Origin of the sequence: Pantoea sp. MQR6 (assembly GCF_022761075.1) — a bacterium.
Lineage (GTDB): Bacteria > Pseudomonadota > Gammaproteobacteria > Enterobacterales > Enterobacteriaceae > Pantoea > Pantoea phytostimulans.
Genome location: NZ_JAKYXB010000001.1, coordinates 1776386 through 1793892 on the forward strand (window position 1 = coordinate 1776386; position 17507 = coordinate 1793892).

15 protein-coding genes are annotated in these 17507 nt (G+C 55.3%); 7 read left to right on the forward strand and 8 right to left on the reverse strand.

The features are described from left to right. Window positions 1-105 precede the first annotated feature (105 nt). Window positions 106-1461: a formimidoylglutamate deiminase gene (locus MUG06_RS08295; protein ID WP_243078276.1), complete on the forward strand. Its 1356-nt coding sequence runs from the start codon at window positions 106-108 to the stop codon at window positions 1459-1461. Continuing rightward, window positions 1458-1997 (forward strand): HutD family protein, encoded by a 540-nt coding sequence (locus tag MUG06_RS08300; protein WP_243078277.1) that lies wholly within the window; start codon window positions 1458-1460, stop codon window positions 1995-1997. The genes MUG06_RS08295 and MUG06_RS08300 overlap by 4 nt, the downstream gene beginning before the upstream one ends. On the opposite strand, the gene hutC is transcribed toward MUG06_RS08300, so the two are convergent. After that, window positions 1981-2736, reverse strand: a complete 756-nt coding sequence (gene hutC / locus MUG06_RS08305; RefSeq protein ID WP_215847254.1) for a histidine utilization repressor — start codon at window positions 2734-2736, stop codon at window positions 1981-1983. The two genes, MUG06_RS08300 and hutC, sit on opposite strands and share 17 nt — an antisense overlap. A gap of 315 nt (window positions 2737-3051) precedes the next feature. Between hutC and hutH the strand changes: the two genes are divergently transcribed. The 3 genes from hutH to MUG06_RS08320 all read left to right on the forward strand — a co-directional run bounded on the left by hutH (window position 3052) and on the right by MUG06_RS08320 (window position 7815). Continuing rightward, window positions 3052-4611, forward strand: coding sequence for a histidine ammonia-lyase (gene hutH / locus MUG06_RS08310; protein WP_243078278.1), 1560 nt, complete (start codon window positions 3052-3054; stop codon window positions 4609-4611). Between the two features lie 10 nt (window positions 4612-4621). After that, window positions 4622-6307: a urocanate hydratase gene (hutU, locus tag MUG06_RS08315; protein WP_243078279.1), complete on the forward strand. Its 1686-nt coding sequence runs from the start codon at window positions 4622-4624 to the stop codon at window positions 6305-6307. Window positions 6308-6657: 350 nt separating this feature from the next. Then, complete coding sequence (locus tag MUG06_RS08320) at window positions 6658-7815, forward strand: M20 aminoacylase family protein (protein ID WP_243078280.1); 1158 nt, start codon at window positions 6658-6660, stop codon at window positions 7813-7815. Between the two features lies 1 nt (window position 7816). On the opposite strand, the gene ybiB is transcribed toward MUG06_RS08320, so the two are convergent. Together ybiB and dinG are read right to left on the reverse strand one after the other, a co-directional pair. Beyond that, window positions 7817-8785, reverse strand: a complete 969-nt coding sequence (ybiB, locus tag MUG06_RS08325; RefSeq protein ID WP_243078281.1) for a DNA-binding protein YbiB — start codon at window positions 8783-8785, stop codon at window positions 7817-7819. Between the two features lie 29 nt (window positions 8786-8814). Next, a complete protein-coding gene (gene dinG, locus MUG06_RS08330) occupies window positions 8815-10977 on the reverse strand; it encodes an ATP-dependent DNA helicase DinG (protein ID WP_243078282.1) in 2163 nt (720 codons plus the stop codon). A gap of 331 nt (window positions 10978-11308) precedes the next feature. On the opposite strand from dinG, the gene MUG06_RS08335 reads away from it, so the two are divergent. Continuing rightward, complete coding sequence (locus MUG06_RS08335; protein ID WP_243078283.1) at window positions 11309-12394, forward strand: iron-containing alcohol dehydrogenase family protein; 1086 nt, start codon at window positions 11309-11311, stop codon at window positions 12392-12394. Window positions 12395-12513: 119 nt separating this feature from the next. Here the strand turns inward: MUG06_RS08335 and MUG06_RS08340 are convergent, their stop codons facing one another. Together MUG06_RS08340 and MUG06_RS08345 are read right to left on the reverse strand one after the other, a co-directional pair. Continuing rightward, complete coding sequence (locus MUG06_RS08340; protein WP_243078284.1) at window positions 12514-13038, reverse strand: GNAT family N-acetyltransferase; 525 nt, start codon at window positions 13036-13038, stop codon at window positions 12514-12516. After that, complete coding sequence (locus tag MUG06_RS08345; RefSeq protein WP_243078285.1) at window positions 13035-13598, reverse strand: XRE family transcriptional regulator; 564 nt, start codon at window positions 13596-13598, stop codon at window positions 13035-13037. The genes MUG06_RS08340 and MUG06_RS08345 overlap by 4 nt, the downstream gene beginning before the upstream one ends. A 149-nt stretch (window positions 13599-13747) precedes the next feature. Here MUG06_RS08345 and MUG06_RS08350 point away from each other — a divergent pair, with 149 nt between their 5' ends. Beyond that, the gene (locus tag MUG06_RS08350) at window positions 13748-14482 is read left to right on the forward strand and encodes a MerR family transcriptional regulator (RefSeq protein ID WP_243078286.1); all 735 of its coding nucleotides are present in this window, start codon (window positions 13748-13750) and stop codon (window positions 14480-14482) included. Window positions 14483-14655: 173 nt separating this feature from the next. On the opposite strand, the gene MUG06_RS08355 is transcribed toward MUG06_RS08350, so the two are convergent. Genes MUG06_RS08355 through MUG06_RS08365 form a run of 3 tightly spaced genes read right to left on the reverse strand, consistent with a single transcriptional unit; the run spans window position 14656 to window position 17505 of the window. Continuing rightward, entirely contained in the window at window positions 14656-15387 is a 732-nt protein-coding gene (locus MUG06_RS08355) for an ABC transporter permease (RefSeq protein ID WP_243078287.1), read from the reverse strand. Further along, on the reverse strand, window positions 15375-16337 hold the full coding sequence (locus MUG06_RS08360) for an ABC transporter ATP-binding protein (RefSeq protein ID WP_215848314.1): 963 nt from the start codon (window positions 16335-16337) through the stop codon (window positions 15375-15377). The genes MUG06_RS08355 and MUG06_RS08360 overlap by 13 nt, the downstream gene beginning before the upstream one ends. Further along, window positions 16324-17505, reverse strand: a complete 1182-nt coding sequence (locus MUG06_RS08365; RefSeq protein ID WP_243078522.1) for an ABC transporter permease — start codon at window positions 17503-17505, stop codon at window positions 16324-16326. Before MUG06_RS08365 ends, MUG06_RS08360 begins: the two co-directional genes overlap by 14 nt. Window positions 17506-17507: the final 2 nt, after the last annotated feature.

A 17507-nucleotide genomic window follows, 5' to 3' on the forward strand; every position in this document is an offset into this window, starting at 1 on the left:
TCTATTGATAAGTCATCTGCTGTTGTCACCTCATCGCTCCTGAGATTTACACTGCGCATCAAAGTATGTATATGTATATACAACCACATCCGTTGAGGATCAACCATGGCGACTTTTTTTGCCTCCCGCGCGCTGCTTACTGAAGGCTGGCGCAGGCAGGTGCGTATTTCAGTCAATCAGGCTGGATTCATTGAATCAATCATTCCCGACAGTCAGGCACAAGAGGCGAGGCCCCTGCATGGCCACGTGATCCCCGCGATGGCAAACCTGCATTCACATGCGTTTCAACGTGCAATGGCGGGATTAGCAGAAGTCGCTGGCGATCCTCAAGACAGCTTCTGGACCTGGCGCGATCTGATGTACCGCATGGTGCAGCGCCTGACGCCCGAACAGGTTGGCGACATTGCCGCGCTGCTTTACATCGACATGCTGAAAGGCGGCTACAGCCAGGTCGCTGAATTCCACTATCTGCACCACGACCCGCATGGCGCGCCCTATCCTGATAATGCGATGTTACAGCAGCTGATTCACGCAGCCGAGACAGCTGGCATCGGTCAAACGCTGCTGCCGGTGCTTTACAGCTACAGCGGTTTTGGTGCGCAGCCACCTTCAGACGGGCAAAAACGTTTTATTCAGCAAACCGATCGCTATCTGCAGCAGCAGGCTTGGTTGCAAAGCAACCTGCGCAATAAGCCGCTGCACAATCAAGGTCTCTGTTTTCATTCGTTGCGGGCGGTGAGCGAAGCGCAGATGCGCGAGGTGCTGGCAACCAGCGACGCCGCTTTGCCGGTGCACATTCACGTCTCTGAGCAGGAAAAAGAGGTCAATGACAGTCTGGCGTGGAGCAGCGAGCGCCCGGTGGCCTGGCTGATGAACCGCTTTGAGGTTGATGCGCGCTGGTGCCTGATCCACGCTACACACCTGGATGAGCGAGAAGTTCGCCGACTCGCAGCCAGCGGTGCGGTAGCGGGTTTGTGCCCAACAACAGAAGCCAATCTGGGTGATGGCATTTTTCCCGCCGTTGATTACATCGCGCAGGGCGGACGTTGGGGCATCGGTTCCGACAGCCACGTTTCGCTCAGCGCCCAGGAAGAGTTGCGCTGGCTGGAATATGGGCAGCGTCTGCGTGACCGCCGACGCAATCGCATCACCACGCCTCATCAAGCTTCGGTGGGCGATCTGTTATGGCAACAGGCGGCGCAAGGTGGCGCGCAGGCGTGCGGCATTCGCAGCGGTGGACTCGCCGTGGGGCAACGCGCCGACTGGCTGGTGCTCAAGGATGATGCCTGGTTTAGCCATATTGACGATCGCGCCCTGCTTAATCGCTGGCTGTTTGCCGGTCAGCGCGATCAGATTCGTGATGTGTATGTTGCGGGCAATGCCGTTATCCAGGACGGTCATCATGCCGCAGAAGAAGCCTGCACCGCGCGGTTCAAACAGGCCATGGCGGCACTACGATGAAGCGCTTTTCCTATGCTGATTTACCGGTTAGCCGCTGGCGCAACGGCGGCGGCGAAACGCGCGAGATCGTCAGCTTTCCGCTTGGTGAAGCGCAGTTCGGCTGGCGCGCCAGTATCGCCACCCTTGCCGCGGACGGGGATTTTTCACTGTTTCCAGGGGTGGATCGGGTTATCACGCTGCTGCACGGTGATAACGTCTTGCTGAGTACATCGACTTTGCAGCATCGCCTGATCCCCCATCAACCCTGGGCTTTCCCTGGTGAGTGGGCACTGCAAGCCAGCCTTAAAGGGGGCGCCAGTGAAGATTTCAATATCATGACGCGGCGTGATGTCTGGCAATCTTCAGTTGCGGTGGTGACAAAACAGGCTGGCAGTGAAAACGGTGTGGTGTGGGTGTTATGCGGAGAATGGCAGCTGGCGAACGGAGAAACACTTTCTCGCCAGCAGGGCGTCTGGTGGATGGATGAAACGCTGCAGCTGACGCCTTTAGGCGATGATGCGCAGCTGCTGTTTACCCGCCTCAGCCGTGTCCTTTGAATCGGCCCAGCAGCTTGTAGCGTGAACCCGGATACAGTAAACGCGCATAGGTGACGATTTTGGTATCGCTCCACGTCTGGCGGCGGATCAGCAAGCAAGGTTCGTGCTCATCCAGCGCCAGATGTTTACGCTGACGCGCATCCGGCAATACCGCTTCAACAATATGTTCGCCCGCCGTCAGTGGCGCGACGCGCATCAAATAGGTGTAAGGCGTAAAGGTATGGTAATCCTGCGTCAGGTAATCCGGTGCCACGAGCGGATTGACCAGGCGATCTTCCAGCTGAACCGGCAGCTCATTTTCATAATGAACAATCAGCGAATGGTAAAGGGTTTGCCCGGTGCTTAGCCCTAAAACGGCGGCCTGCTCGGGATCGGCTTTGTTCTGACCGATGGCGAGGATTTTACAGCTGTGTAGATTCCCACGCTGGGCGATTTCATCGGCGATGTTATGCACTTCCAGCATCGCGGTGTAACCTTTCATCTCCGCGACAAAGGTGCCCACGCCTTGCATTCGCACTAAAAAACCTTCGCCAGTCAGCTCACGCAGCGCGCGATTGATGGTCATGCGGCTGACGCCCAACTCATTCACCAACTCGCTTTCTGACGGCACGCGCTGATTCGCTTTCCAGTGCCCTTCACGAATCTGACTCACGATTGCCTGTTTAACGCGCTGATAAATCGGTGCGGGTTCATCACTCATGGCCGCAGCCAGTTGTGCTATCGCCGTATGCTCGACCATTTGCTGTTCCTTATCCTGATAATACCCCGAGTTTACTGTCTCAACCTGCAAATGTATATACATCCATATCAGGTAGATGCACGTTGGTAGTGCAGCTGGCGCATCGTTGCAGTGCAAACCCTTGCGGTAAAAACAGCGCAACCACAGATGACAACAAGCATGAATTTTGTGATCGGTTTGGCACAGCCCTTGCTAATTGTATATACAAGGATAGACAAGATTAAACCCATATGCTTCACTCGAATAAATCCGCGGGGTCAATGCGCTTAACAGCGGCTAACAGCCCCAGCAAACTTGTATAGACAGGAGTAGGTTATGTCAGGCTCTTCTCAGCATTTGCGCCTGGTTCCAGGCGAGGTGGATCTCGCTACGTTACGCGCAATCTATCAAGGTGGTGTTTCGCTTAGTCTTGATGACCAGGCACGTAACGCCATCGCGCAGGCACAGCAAACCGTTGACGCCATCGTCGCCTCTGGCAACGTGGTTTATGGCATTAATACCGGATTTGGCAAGCTGGCACAGACGCAAATTCCCACGTCACGTCTGGCCGATCTGCAACGCAATCTGGTGCTATCACACAGTGTCGGCTTGGGCAATTTGCTACCGGATAACGTAACGCGCCTGATTTTGGCTACCAAGATCGTAAGCCTGGCGCGTGGACATTCTGGCGTGCGTATCGAACTGGTTGATGCGCTACTGGCTTTGTTCAACGCGGGCATCATGCCTTGCATCCCCGAAAAAGGCTCGGTTGGTGCATCTGGCGATCTGGCTCCGCTGGCGCACATGTCGCTGATGTTATTAGGTGAAGGTCAGGTCCGTGTTAACGGTGAGCTGATTTCTGCCGTTGATGGCCTGGCCAAAGTGGGATTAACCCCCATCGTACTGGGCCCCAAAGAGGGCTTGGCGCTGCTCAACGGCACGCAGGTCTCTACCGCATTGGCGCTGCGGGGATTATTCGAAGCAGAAAATCTGTTCGCAGCGGGACTCATGGCGGGCGCGCTGTCGCTGGAAGCGATCAAGGGATCGCTGAAGCCCTACGATGCACGCATTCATCAGGCACGCGGTCAGCAAGGTCAAATTGCGGTTGCCGCCGCAGTGACGTCGTTGATTGAAGGCAGTGAAATTCTGGGTTCGCACGCTAACTGCGGTCGCGTACAGGATCCTTATTCTATTCGCTGCGTACCCCAAGTGATGGGCGCATGTCTGGATAACCTGAGCCACGCCGCACGCGTCCTGCAAATTGAAGCCAACGCCGCATCAGACAACCCGCTGGTGTTCAGCGAGTCCGGTGACGTCATTTCCGGCGGCAACTTTCATGCTGAACCGGTGGCCTTCGCGGCTGACATTCTCGCCCTGGCAATCGCTGAAGTGGGCGCTATTTCTGAACGCCGTATGGCGCTGCTGCTCGACACTGGTTTATCCGGCTTACCGCCCTTTTTGGTGCGCGACGGCGGTGTGAACTCGGGCTTTATGATCGCGCAGGTGACAGCGGCAGCGCTGGCATCTGAGAACAAATCCCTGGCGCATCCGGGCAGCGTTGACAGCCTGCCAACTTCCGCTAATCAGGAAGATCACGTTTCAATGGCGACTTACGCCGCACGCCGTCTGGGCGACATGTGCTTTAACACCGCTGCGGTCGTCGGCATTGAAGCGATGGCGGCAGCACAAGGCATTGAATTCCATCGTCCGCTGCAAAGTTCGGCCTTAATCGAGCAGGAAATCAGCACCATTCGCGAGCAAGTGGCTTTCCTTGAGGAAGATCGCCTGCTGGCACCTGACATCGACGCCATGCGTCAGTGGGCAAGTCGCACCGCCTGGCCTCAATCCTTGACTGCGCTGCTGCCGAGTATGCGCGCTGTAACGTCTGCTGAATAAGGAACCTGTAATGAGCGAAACCCTGTCTCAGGCCGTAGCACGCGAAGTTCGTGCACCACACGGTAACGAACTGCATTGCGCTAACTGGCTGATTGAAGCGGCTTACCGCATGATCCAGAACAACCTCGATCCCGACGTCGCCGAGCGCCCCGAAGATTTAGTGGTATACGGTGGCATCGGTAAAGCGGCGCGCAACTGGGAATGCTTCGAGCAGATCCTGCGTTCTTTAGAAGTGTTAAAACCTGATGAAACGCTGCTGATTCAATCGGGTAAGCCGGTCGGTGTGTTTCGTACTCACGCCGATGCGCCGCGCGTCCTGCTGGCAAACTCGAATTTGGTTCCGCATTGGGCTAACTGGGATCACTTCCACGAACTGGATAAAGCCGGGTTGATGATGTACGGCCAGATGACAGCCGGCTCATGGATCTACATTGGTGCCCAGGGCATCGTGCAAGGCACTTACGAAACGTTTGTTGAAGCGGGTCGCCAGCACTACAACAACGACCTCAGCGGACGCTGGATTTTGACCGCAGGCTTAGGCGGTATGGGCGGCGCACAACCGTTAGCAGGTGTCTTAGCGGGCGCCTGTGTGCTGGCGATTGAGTGTCAGGAATCACGTATCGATTTCCGTCTGCGCACCCGCTATGTCGATCACAAAGCCACCTCGCTGGATGAAGCATTAGCGCTAATTGCAGAAGCGACCCAAGCGAAAAAAGCCATTTCCGTGGGTTTGCTGGGTAACGCGGCAGAGATTTTGCCGGAGCTGGTGAAACGCGCTAAAGCGGGCGGCCCACGCCCCGATATCGTCACCGATCAAACCTCAGCGCATGACCCGCTTAATGGTTATCTGCCGATTGATTGGGATCTGGCGCGCTGGCAGCAGGAGAAATCCAGCAATCCCAAGGCGGTAGAAAAAGCGGCGCGCGCATCAATGGCGGTGCACGTACAGGCGATGCTCGACTTCTGTCATATGGGCATTCCCACCGTTGATTACGGCAACAATATTCGTCAGGTCGCGCTGGATGAAGGCGTGAAAAATGCGTTTGATTTTCCAGGTTTTGTGCCGGCTTATATTCGCCCACTCTTCTGCGAAGGCAAAGGCCCGTTCCGCTGGGTTGCGCTTTCGGGCGATCCAGAAGATATCTACAAAACTGACGCCAAACTGAAAGAGCTATTCCCACAGCATGCCAGCCTGCATCGCTGGTTGGATATGGCGCAGGAACGTATCGCCTTCCAGGGTTTGCCTGCACGTATTTGCTGGTTAGGCTTGGGTGAACGTCATCGTGCCGGGCTGGCTTTTAATGAGATGGTGCGCAACGGTGAGCTCAAAGCGCCGGTGGTGATTGGGCGCGATCATCTGGACTGCGGCTCTGTTGCCTCGCCAAACCGTGAAACCGAGGCGATGAAAGATGGTTCCGACGCCGTTTCTGACTGGCCGCTGCTCAACGCGCTGCTAAACACGGCGGGCGGCGCTACCTGGGTCAGCCTCCACCATGGCGGCGGTGTGGGCATGGGCTTCTCACAGCATGCAGGCGTGGTCATTGTCTGTGATGGCAGCGAAGCCGCCGATGCACGTCTGAGTCGCGTATTGTGGAACGATCCTGCCACCGGTGTGATGCGCCATGCTGATGCAGGCTATGAGCAAGCGCAAGCCTGTGCTAAGGCGCATGGGCTGAATCTGCCGATGCAGAAGTAAAGAAGTGCGAGGTCGTTTGGCCCCCACCTCGCTCCTCTTGAGTGCGAGGTCGTTTGGCCCCCACCTCAATCCTCCCCCATACATGGGGGAGGAAGATGCTGCAATATGCGAGTAGTAAAGCTGCCTGTGGCAGCGTCTCCTTCTCCCGCTTCACGGGGCGAGGCTGGGATGGGGGACCGCGCGCGCTTCACTTTCTGCGCGCCTACGCTGACTCAAACCCATCGCACTTCCTTATTACTTATTCCATTTTGATTTAGCCTATAGCCAAAATTCCCTGTTTCGGCAATAGACGTGCGCTCGCCAGACCTCTAAAGTGAAATCTTCTCAATCCGTAAGGAGCGCGTTTCTGCATGACCCTTTCCCCTGCTCTGCTTGAAGATGCCCTGCGCTGGCGCCACCAGTTTCATCAGGAACCTGAACTCGGCTATCAGGAGCACAAAACCAGTGATGTTGTCGCTCAACAGCTCGAACTGGCTGGCCTGCACGTTTTTCGTGGATTAGCGGGAACGGCAGTGATTGGCACGCTGGAAAATGGTGCAGGTCCGGTAATTGGCTTACGTGCAGATATGGACGCCCTGCCTATCACCGAAAAAGGTGATGTTGCGTGGCGCTCTGCGCAACCTGGCGTCATGCACGCCTGTGGACACGATGGCCACACCGCCATTCTGCTTGCTGCCGCAAAACAACTGGCCGCAACGCGTCAGTTCAGCGGCACGGTGCACTTCATCTTTCAGCCTGCTGAAGAGAACCTTGGCGGCGCGCGGAAAATGGTAGAAGAAGGTCTGTTCCAGCGCTTTCCGATGGATGCGGTTTATGCCATGCACAACTGGCCAGGCATGGCGCTGGGCACGCTGGCGGTGAATCCTGGCGCAATGATGGCTTCGCTTGACTCCTTTGAAATCACTCTGAATGGCAAAAGTTGCCACGCGGCAATGCCAGAAAGTGGTGCCGATCCGATGGTGGTCGCTGCAGAACTGATTTTAGCGTTACAGACAATCCCCTCACGCCGCCTGTCGCCGCTGGCCTCTGCGGTAGTGAGCGTGACGCAAATCCACGGCGGCGAGGCAATCAACGTGATTCCCGAACAGATAAAGCTGCGCGGCACGGTGCGTTGTCTGCAAACCGACGTGCGCAATCGGGTACGTCAGTTAATTGAAGATTTTGTGAGTACGCTGCCGAAACCGTTTGGCGTCTGCGGAGAAATCGATTGGTTACCCGGTTATCCGGTAACGGCCAATCACGCTGAGCCAGCGGAACAGGTGCGCGCAGTGGCGCTGAACACGTTTGGCGAAGAGAACGTCAAATGGCAGGTTAATCCTTCCATGGCATCAGAAGATTTTGCCTGCATGATGGAAGCGTGTCCGGGTGCCTATTTCTGGCTAGGTGTGGATGGCGAAACGCCGTCGGCACCTTTGCACAACGCCCGTTATGATTTTAACGATGCGCTAATTCCGCTGGGCGTTGAATTTTGGCAGAACCTGGTTGAACAGGCGCTGCCAAAAGCCTGATTTAATAACCCGCCTCGCTAAGGCGCTGTAATCCCGCGTCCAGCGAGTCACTTTGTCCGCTGGCACGTAAACAGCAGGCGATCTGCAAACGCAGCGCTTCTGGCACCGGTCGCTGTTTCGCCAACACCGCGTCAATCCAACGCGCCGTCACGGCAGCTGTTTTATCGCCTGGCAGTTCCAGCGTGACTTCTGGCTGACGTTCAACCCACACCTCTGCTTCCGTTTCTGCGCCGTGAATGTAGCTGATTGCCGGACAGCGCTGTGGATTGGCATAAACCTCACCTTCAGTGCCGTTCAGTAAAAGGCCTGGCGCATCAATATCACTGAAGAATTTGCCCACGCGCGGCACATATTCTGGGTGCGACACGCTGGAAAGACGCAGCGCCTCACGCTCACCAAACGGGGTGGCCAATTTGACCAGCGTGTGCGCGCTGTTACGCACGCCCATGCGCCAGCGCAGCGACAGCTGTTTTGCCATGGGCGGGCAAAGGTTGTCGATGGTAATAAACACCAACTCGCCGTTATCCAGTTTTTCCTGCGCCTGCTGCTGTGTGGTCGCAGGTTGTACACCAAGTTCAGCAAAAACCGCTTCGCTGGTTACGCGCGTGGCATCTTCACTCACGCCATGCACCAGCACCGGAAAACCGAGCTGGTTGAGCAGCCGCGCCAGCAAAGGTGTCAGGTTGCCTTGACGACGTGCACCGTTGTAGCTGGGAATGACAATCGGCATAGGACGATCAACGGGTGCACGCAGCGTCATCATTTGCGTTTGCATCGCTTGATAAAAGCCGCGCATTTCGTCTTCGCCTTCGCCTTTAATACGCAGCGCAATTAAAATGCCGCCCAGCTCCAGATCGGGAACATCGCCCGCCAGCATTGCACTGTAAAGCGCCACTGCGGTATCGAAGTCGATGTCACGCGCGTGATTCTTTCCACGCCCAATCTCTTTAATAATCTTATTCAGTTCCATCACTCGCTTCCGTTAAAGTGCGCGGCCATTTAGCGCCGCGTGGGACGTTTTTTACGCACGGTTTGCGTGGGTGTGCTTATTATTTTTGCAGGTTCGGGCGCTGCTGGCTGCTCAATCGGAAACACCGGTAACGCCGCCAGCAAGCGGCTGCCGTATGCTTTGCTCAACAAACGGCGGTCATAAATGACAATTTCGCCATAACATTGATGGCTGCGAATCAGGCGTCCGACCTGCTGAATCAGCGTAAATGAAGCGCTGGGTAAACTCTGCACCTCAAACGGATAGCGTTTCAGGCTTTTTAGCCATTCACCTTCGGTTAAAATTACCGGACTGTCCACCGGGGGAAAAGCAATTTTATGGATATGCACCTGACTTAGCAGGTCGCCTTTTAAATCCAGCCCTTCGGCAAACGACTGCAAGCCAATCAGGATACTGGTTTCGCCCTTTTCCACTCGCTTGCGGTGCAGCTCCACTAATCGACTGCGCGGTTGATCGCCCTGCACCAGCATCGACAGACGCAAATCGGGCAAACAGGCGACAAATTGCTGCATGGCGCGACCGCTGGCAAATAACACCAGAACCCCTTTGTGTTTCTCTTCGTGCATTTGCTGACGGAAAAATCCCGCCATCTCAGCAATGTGCTCTGCTTCGTTAGCCATGACGGGCTCGTAACGCATCTGCGGAATCACCAGCTTGCCTTGATCGATATGATTGAACGGCGAGTCGAGCGCCACAAAGCGATCGCCAGCCTTCTCATTCAGACCAGACATCTCCTGCAAGCGATTAAAACTGTTCAACGAACGCAGCGTGGCGGATGTCACCACCACATGCGGTATTTTCCGCCACAGCATTTTTTCCAGCTGATCGCTGACGCGAATGCCGGCGCAGTGAAACAGCAAATGTGCCTGACCCTCACGCAGTTCTCGGGTGATCCATTTTGATACCGGCGCGCCAGAGGCTTTTTCCAACGCCGCCAGTCGCCATAATTTGCTCACCGACTCAAACCAGCCAAACTGACGATTGAGCTGCAACAGGTTGCGGTGCAACCGCACCAGATCCACTTTGCCCGTTTGCTCGCTTAGCGCGTTGATCAGCCCTTCTGTTAAGCCTCGCAGCGCATCACTGAGCTTAAACAGGCGCGCACAGAGTTCGAGGATTTCCTGCGGCAATTCGCCCAGCACAAAACGGAATTCGCCGGGCTGATTATGCGTAGGCAGCAGCGGATTGAGTGCGTTACTCATAATCGTGAGCAGCTCACGTAGCTCATCGCAGTGCGCTTTAAGCCGTTCAGGATTCGTCAGTGGCGGCGGCGATTTAGGTCGCATCTGAGTCATGATGCTGTCCACCAGCTTCACGAAAAGGTCGAGCTGCAAGCTGCTCCAACCGGGTGTGATATCAGCGCTCATTTCCAGCGCATCGCGCGCCACTTCGGGCAGATGATGCCCTTCATCAAGCACCAGCATCAGCTGTTTAGCAGGCGGCAACACCGATTCGTTTTCCATCGCCGCCATCACCAACGCATGGTTTGCCACCACTACATCCACCTGCTCAATTTCACGGCGGGCGACAAAAAACGGGCATTCGCGATACCAGCGGCAATGCGCGCCCAGACAGCTGGCTTTATCGGTAGAAAGCCGCTGCCATAAGCTGTCGCTGATGTTGTCTTCACTGTGATCGCGCAAACCATCCCACTGATAACGATCCAGCGACTTCTGCAAGCGTCCGCATTGGGTTTGTTCTTCTTTAGTGCTGCTGATCGCTTCGTCATCCAGATAAAGCAGCAGATCGCCCTGCTGCTCGTCATCCGCTGCCAGTGCGGCCAAATTGCGCGGGCAAACATAGCGACCACGACCAAAAGCAGCGGTAAAGGTGAGATCGGGAATGATTTTTTTAAGCAGCGGCAGATCCTTGGTGAAGATCTGATCCTGCAACGCCACGTTGGCGGTGCTGATCACCAACCGCTTCTCTTCAGCACGGCTCACCGCAATGCCGGGAATGAGATAGGAAAGGGTTTTGCCGACGCCGGTTGGCGCTTCGACCGCCAGATGACGGCCATCGTCACCGGCCAGGCATTTCGCCACTTCGGCGATCATCTGCCGCTGCGGCGGGCGCGGAATAAAGTCAGGCACCTGTTGCTGCAGCGCTTTATACCACTGCGCTATCTGGCTTTTTATTGCTGCTGTCAGGGCCATTGTTTCATTACCACCAGGAACGCTCTACTACAGGAAATTGCCTGTATTTTTACACAGTGTCTGGACGGCGTCAGCTTTCGCTGTGATTTTTTCGCGTCATGTTCAGAATTTCATGCGTTGTGATGTTCACTCTTTCACGGCTGCACAGCGTAAAAAATAAAATATTATGGCCAGTTGTCGCGGCAGATCAGATTGATTATCACGCCGACTTTTGCTGTAGTCGATGCCTGCTTTGCCCTGCGATATCAGCGGCATGACTTCGCCGCAGATAAACACTATTTTTTTGAGATGCTGTGCGATCTGCCCGGCCTCGGTGATCTGGAAAAACAGAATGCATGAAATGAACCTTGTCTTTCCCGCTCGCGTACTGCGTGGTGCAGGCGTGTTAAATCAGCTTGGCGGCCTGTGCGCCAGCCTGGGGCAGCGAGCCGTGCTGATTGGCGGTCATCAAGCTTTGCGAGCAGTTGAAACGCAGGTACGTGAACAGTTGCAGGCCGCAGGCGTAACGCTGCTGGCGCAAGAGTGGTTCGGCGGAGAAACCTCGCTAACGCACATTGATCGCTTAGCCGCATTGGCAACGGAATTAGCAGCAGAGGTGATTATCGGTGTGGGTGGCGGTAAGTCGCTGGATACCTGCAAAGCGGTGGCGGCGCAAATCGGGCTGCCGCTGGTGACCATTCCCACTATCGCCGCAACCTGTTCAGCGGTCACGCCGTTAGCGATTCGCTATGACGACAACGGCAATTTTTTCGATATCTTTCCCTTACCACAAGCGCCTGCTGCGGTGTTAATCGACAGTGAGTTACTGGCAAAAGCGCCGGCGCGCTGGTTAGCTGCTGGATTGGGCGACACGCTGGCAAAATGGTATGAGTTTCGGGCGGTCAGCCAACGCCATCCCGCCCGTGATGGCAATGCGCGCTCTTCACTGGCACACAGCAAAATCTGTTACGACGTCATTGCAGAGCAAGGCCCGAATGCCTATCAGGCCGTGTTAAATGGCGAAAGTAGCGCGGCGTTAGATCAGGTTTTGGATGCGATTTTTACCTGGGCAGGCTTAACGTCGCTGATGAGCAATGGCTCGCATGCCGCTGCGGCCCATGCGATTTATGAAGGTTTTACCTTCTGTGATAAAACCCGTGAGTTTGGTCATGGGCTGCTGGTTGGTTTCGGTAATCTCTGCCTGCTGGCGCTGGAAAATCGCCCCGACGCGGAACTGCTGAATGAGATGCGGCTCGCACGCGATTGCGGCGTCCCGCTGACGTTACAAGCCATTGCCTCACTGGACGACACCGAACGGGCATTGATAATCAAAGAATCGGTACACGCACCAGACATGGCCATGATGGCGGAACCGGTGAATGAAGCGCGTCTGCTGGCCGCTATTCAGCGAGTAGAGACGTTAGCAGAGCAGGTTTAATCTTGTACTTTATGCCCGGCTTACTGCGGTAAATCGGGCATAACACGTTTTGCTGGCCGTAACGGCTACCCCGCTTTACAACATCGTTCGGCGACAAGCTGTGTAACACACTAATCGCGCTAAACTTTTTTTAACACTTTAAACATCACCGTTGTGGCATCCAATATTCCCGCTGTCGATTCTGCATAAAACGGAATCGACCCAGCAATCTGCCAACCAAGCGAAAGGTAGAGATCGCTGGCAACATCACCGCTGCGCGTATCCAGCACCAGTAATACTTTATCTTGCTCGCGGGCACGCTGCTCAGCCTGTTGCATTAATTGACGCGCAATGCCCTGACGCCGAGCCTGCGGCCGCACCAGCAGTTTACTGATTTCAGCACGATGGCGGCCGTTCGGCATGCTGCTGTAATTCACCATCACGGTGCCTGCCACCACGCCATGCTGACGCGCGACCAGCAGCTCACACTCGCCGCTGGCGAGGCTACGTATTTTATTCTGCCAAAACTGCGTTATGACTTCCCGATCGTCGGCATTCACAAAACCAATGCTGGCCCCCTCAACCACGCACGCCTGTAGAACATCACATAACTGCGGCAAAACCTGTTGCGCCTGCCTCGCATTAAGCGGCTCATAATCGATCATGGTTTGCACACCACCAGTAAATAGCGCGCACCTTCTGTCAGATGTGCAGCGAAAGAGGATTTTCCTGTTAAGTGAAAACGTAAACTGTCACCCGCTTTCATCGTCCACTGCTGCGAATCCATGCTGACAGTGAGTTCGCCTTCACGTAGCCAGATATGTTGCTCCATGCCGTGCAGTGGCGGCGCGTCATAATCGATACGAGCGCCGGGACGTAACTTGCCCTCAACCAATTCGCATCTAAAATGAGTGGCAGGGGGTGAAACGTTACGGCGGTGAAACCCGCTGGTTTCATCTTGCCAGACCGGCTGCTGGTCACGCGTAAGCAGTAAGTCTACGCCCTCTTCTACTTCGCTTAACAAGCGTGACATGGTTAATCCATAAGCCACGCAGAGGCGATTAAGGAGCGCGGCTGTTGGGCTGGTCTCGCTGCGTTCAATACGTGATAATGAAGCGCGACTGATTCCGGTTGCGATTGAAAGTTCATCCAGCGACCAGCCGCGTTGCAGTCGAAGCTCTGCAAGACGCGCCGCTAAGCGTTGTTCGGTATCTTGAATCTGCATGATTATGTCTCACTTTTGGGAAATTATTCTCATAAGTGAGAATACAAACAAAATAAGCCCGCCGGCAAGTTGTACAGGCAAAAAAGTATTGTACAACTTAGCTTGCCTGGTTATGGTGTTTCGACTCAGGTCAGCATGAAGAGGAAAGTATGACCTTATACAGTATCGGTGATGTGGCCGAACGCTGTGGGATAAACCCGGTAACTTTGCGCGCATGGCAAAGACGCTACGGCTTATTAAAGCCACAACGCTCTGAAGGTGGACATCGCCAGTTCGACGACGTCGATGTTAATCGCATTGAAGAGATCAAACGCTGGATAGAAAGTGGCGTGCCGGTTGGGAAAGTCAAAGCGTTGCTGGAAGGCGGTGACGTTGATGCGCATGATGGCTGGACCGCCCTACAAGACGAATTGATTAGCGTTTTACGTCACGTTCGCCCCTCTAAATTACGCAATAAAATCGCGACAATTGGTCGTGAACATCCCGTTGATGCCCTTATCGATCATGTTTTCATGCCGGTAAGACAGAAGCTCGGACTGGATCAAAACACGGCGCGCACCATGTGCAGTCTGCTTGATGGCATATTGATCGATTACGTGGCTTTCTGCCTTACGGCAAGCCGCAAGAAAGCCGGTAAAGATGCATTGATTATTGGCTGGGGCACTGATGATCGTACCCGTATTTGGCTGGAAGGCTGGCGTCTTTCGCAACATGGCTGGCGTATCGATGTCTTGGCTGAACCACTTGATCTGCCGCGCCCAGAGTTGTTTCCAGGCATGAATATGTTTGTCTGGACCGGTAAAAAGCTGACGCGTCGCCAGCAGGAACAGATGGAACACTGGAAAGAGCAAGGTTATATCGTTCATCTGCACGAAACGCCTTGATAACAAAAACGCACGCTGGGCACTTTGCCTCCTGCCTCGCGCGCGCTATTATCCCCCGCTCCACGTCATCCACTCAGGTTTCTTCATGAACTGGCAAAAAATCTTCTTCGCAACTCTGTTTTTCATCATGGCTGTTGGCGGCACGGGCGGCATGATGCTAGTGGGTTATAGCCTTATCGTTCATTCAAACTAAACCAACGCTGCAAGCGCTCAAACAGGCGATCGCTGACAATCGCTAACAGCGCAACCAGCAAGGCTCCCTGAATAACGTAGGCGGTATTAAAGCCGCTCAAACCGATAATCACCGGCGAACCCAGGCTTTTTGCGCCCACGGTTGAGGCAATCGCGGCGGTACCTATATTAATGATCACCGAGGTACGAATACCGGCGATGATCACTGGCGCAGCCAGCGCTAACTCAACCTGCCATAAACGCTGCCATGCGTTCATGCCGACGCCTCGCGCAATTTCGCGACTGCTGGCGGGTACGCTATCAATACCCGCTAACGTGCCCTGCAAAATGGGCAACAGCCCATATAACAGCAACGCGACGATCGCAGGCCAGGCGCCGAATCCCATTACCGGCACAGCAATGGCTAATACCGCCACCGGTGGAACAGTTTGTCCAGCGGCAACAATTGTCTCAATCAAGGGACGAAAAGCGCGCCCGCTGCGACGCGTCACCGCTACCCCACTTCCCACGCCGATCACTATCGCCAGCAAACTGGCCGTCACCACTAAAAAAAGGTGCGCCAGCGTCAACTGCCAAAAGCTGTCCTGCTGATAAAGCGGACGCGCCAGCTCAGGAAACCAGTGGGCAAACAGCGGCGCGCTGTAAGGCATGGCGCTGAGCAGCGCAAGATAAAGGATAACCAACCACAGTAACGGATCTTTTAACCAGCGCATTGCACGCCCTCACGGAGATTAAGCTCGCGCAGATTAAGCAAATCATTGAAGTGAAGTACGCCAATCGGTTGTTGCCGATCGTCCACCACCGGCAATTTGTCGGTACGGCGGGTGATAAACTGCGACAGTGCTTCACGCAGCGTCAGCGCAGCGGCAATCGGTTCGCCTTCCAGCCATTCACCGCGCCGTGCCGCATTCCCCGCTTGTCCCAGCGCCAGTAACCGCACGCCCATTTCACTGCGGCCAAAGAAATTACGCACAAACTCATTTTTGGGCTGAGTCAGCAGTTCGACCGGCTTGCCCTGTTGCACGATTTCGCCCTCATCCATTAACACAATGTTATCGGCCAGGGTCAGCGCTTCGTCGATATCATGCGTCACTAGCACAATGGTTCGGCCCGATAAGCGATGGATACGCAACATTTCCTGTTGCAGTGCCCCGCGCGTGACCGGATCAAGTGCCCCGAAAGGCTCATCCATCAGCAGCACTTCTGGATCGGCCGCCAACGCGCGTGCCACGCCAACGCGCTGCTGCTGCCCGCCAGAAAGCTGATGTGGATAACGCTTTAGCAGTTGTCGATCAAGGCTCAGCAACGAGAACAACTCCTCGACCCGCTCGCTTACTCGCACCTTTGACCAGCCTAACAAGACGGGTACCGTGGCGATGTTTTTCTCCACCGTCCAGTGGGGAAACAGGCCGATGGATTGAATGGCGTAGCCCATGCGGCGACGTAAAGTGCGCGCCTCCATTTGACGGATCGCTTCACCGGCAAAACGAATTTCGCCCTCATCTGCCTCAATCAAGCGGTTAATCATTTTTAAGGTGGTGGATTTGCCTGAACCTGAGGTGCCCAGCAGCACGCTGAATTCACCCTTCCCCACCGTTAGCGACAGATTTTTTACTGCCGCTTTTCCGGCGAAATACTTGGTCACGCCATCAAACTGAATCATCTTTTTTCTCCAGCAGAGAGATCAGCAACCGGAACAGCGCATCAATCACCACCGCCAGCGCAATCACAGGAATAACACCCAGCAGCACCAAATCCAGCGCACTACTCAGCAGGCCCTGAAAAATAATGGCACCGAACCCGCCTGCGCCAATCAACGCGGCCACCACCGCCATCCCTAAAGTTTGCACCACCACCACACGCAGTCCCGCCAACCACACCGGCAGCGCCAGCGGCACGTCAACGGCAAAAAATTGCTGGCGCTCGCCCATTCCCATTCCGCGCGCACTTTCACGCACCTCATGCGGCACCTGCTGCAAACCCACTACCACGCTGCGAACCAGCGGCAGCAAGGCATACAGTACCAGCGCGATCAATGCGGGTGCCATACCAATACCGCTAATGCCCCACTCGCCCAGCCACGGAAAACGATTAGCCAGACCGGCTAACGGTGCGATCAGTAGCCCAAACAGCGCCACCGAAGGCACGGTTTGAATCACGTTGAGCACGCTGAATACGCTGCTTTGCCAGTGAGCCCGACGATAAAGCGCCACGCCAAGCGGCAGCGCAATCAGCAGCGCTGGCAGCACGGTGCCGCCCAGCAGCAGCAAATGTCGCGTTAGAGCTGCATCAAAAACGGCCTGCCGATTGGCATACTCTTTAAGTAATGACAGGTGCTCAAGCGTGCCGCTAAACAGCAGCAAGAGTGGAATGATCCATACTTGAAGATTCAGCAGCAGCTGCGCAAATCGATGGCGGGTTACGCGGCGTATTACATCCGTCATCAGTAATAGCGTTAATCCACTGGCGCACCACATGCCGCTGCCAAAACTGGTTCGCGCCAGCGGGCTACCTTGCTCCGCCAGCAGCGTCGCCTGATGGCCGCTGAGCCAGATCATTCCCGCCAGGAGCACTTCACTGGCGAGCAATGATAGCAGCAACGTTGTGCGCGACGACTTACACCACAGCAGCCCCAGCAGCAGCGCCAGCGGCGGCAACAACATCGCCGCATCTTTAATCTGCCACAGCATCAAAGGTTGCCCGCCAACCAGGCGATTGGCGGCGTATTTGAGAAAAGGCAGGCTCACTAAGCTGATGATAATCACTACCACCAGCAGCAGCGCAACCGGAGAATGGCGTGGGCGGATTATCGCATCCCGCGATAACAGCATGG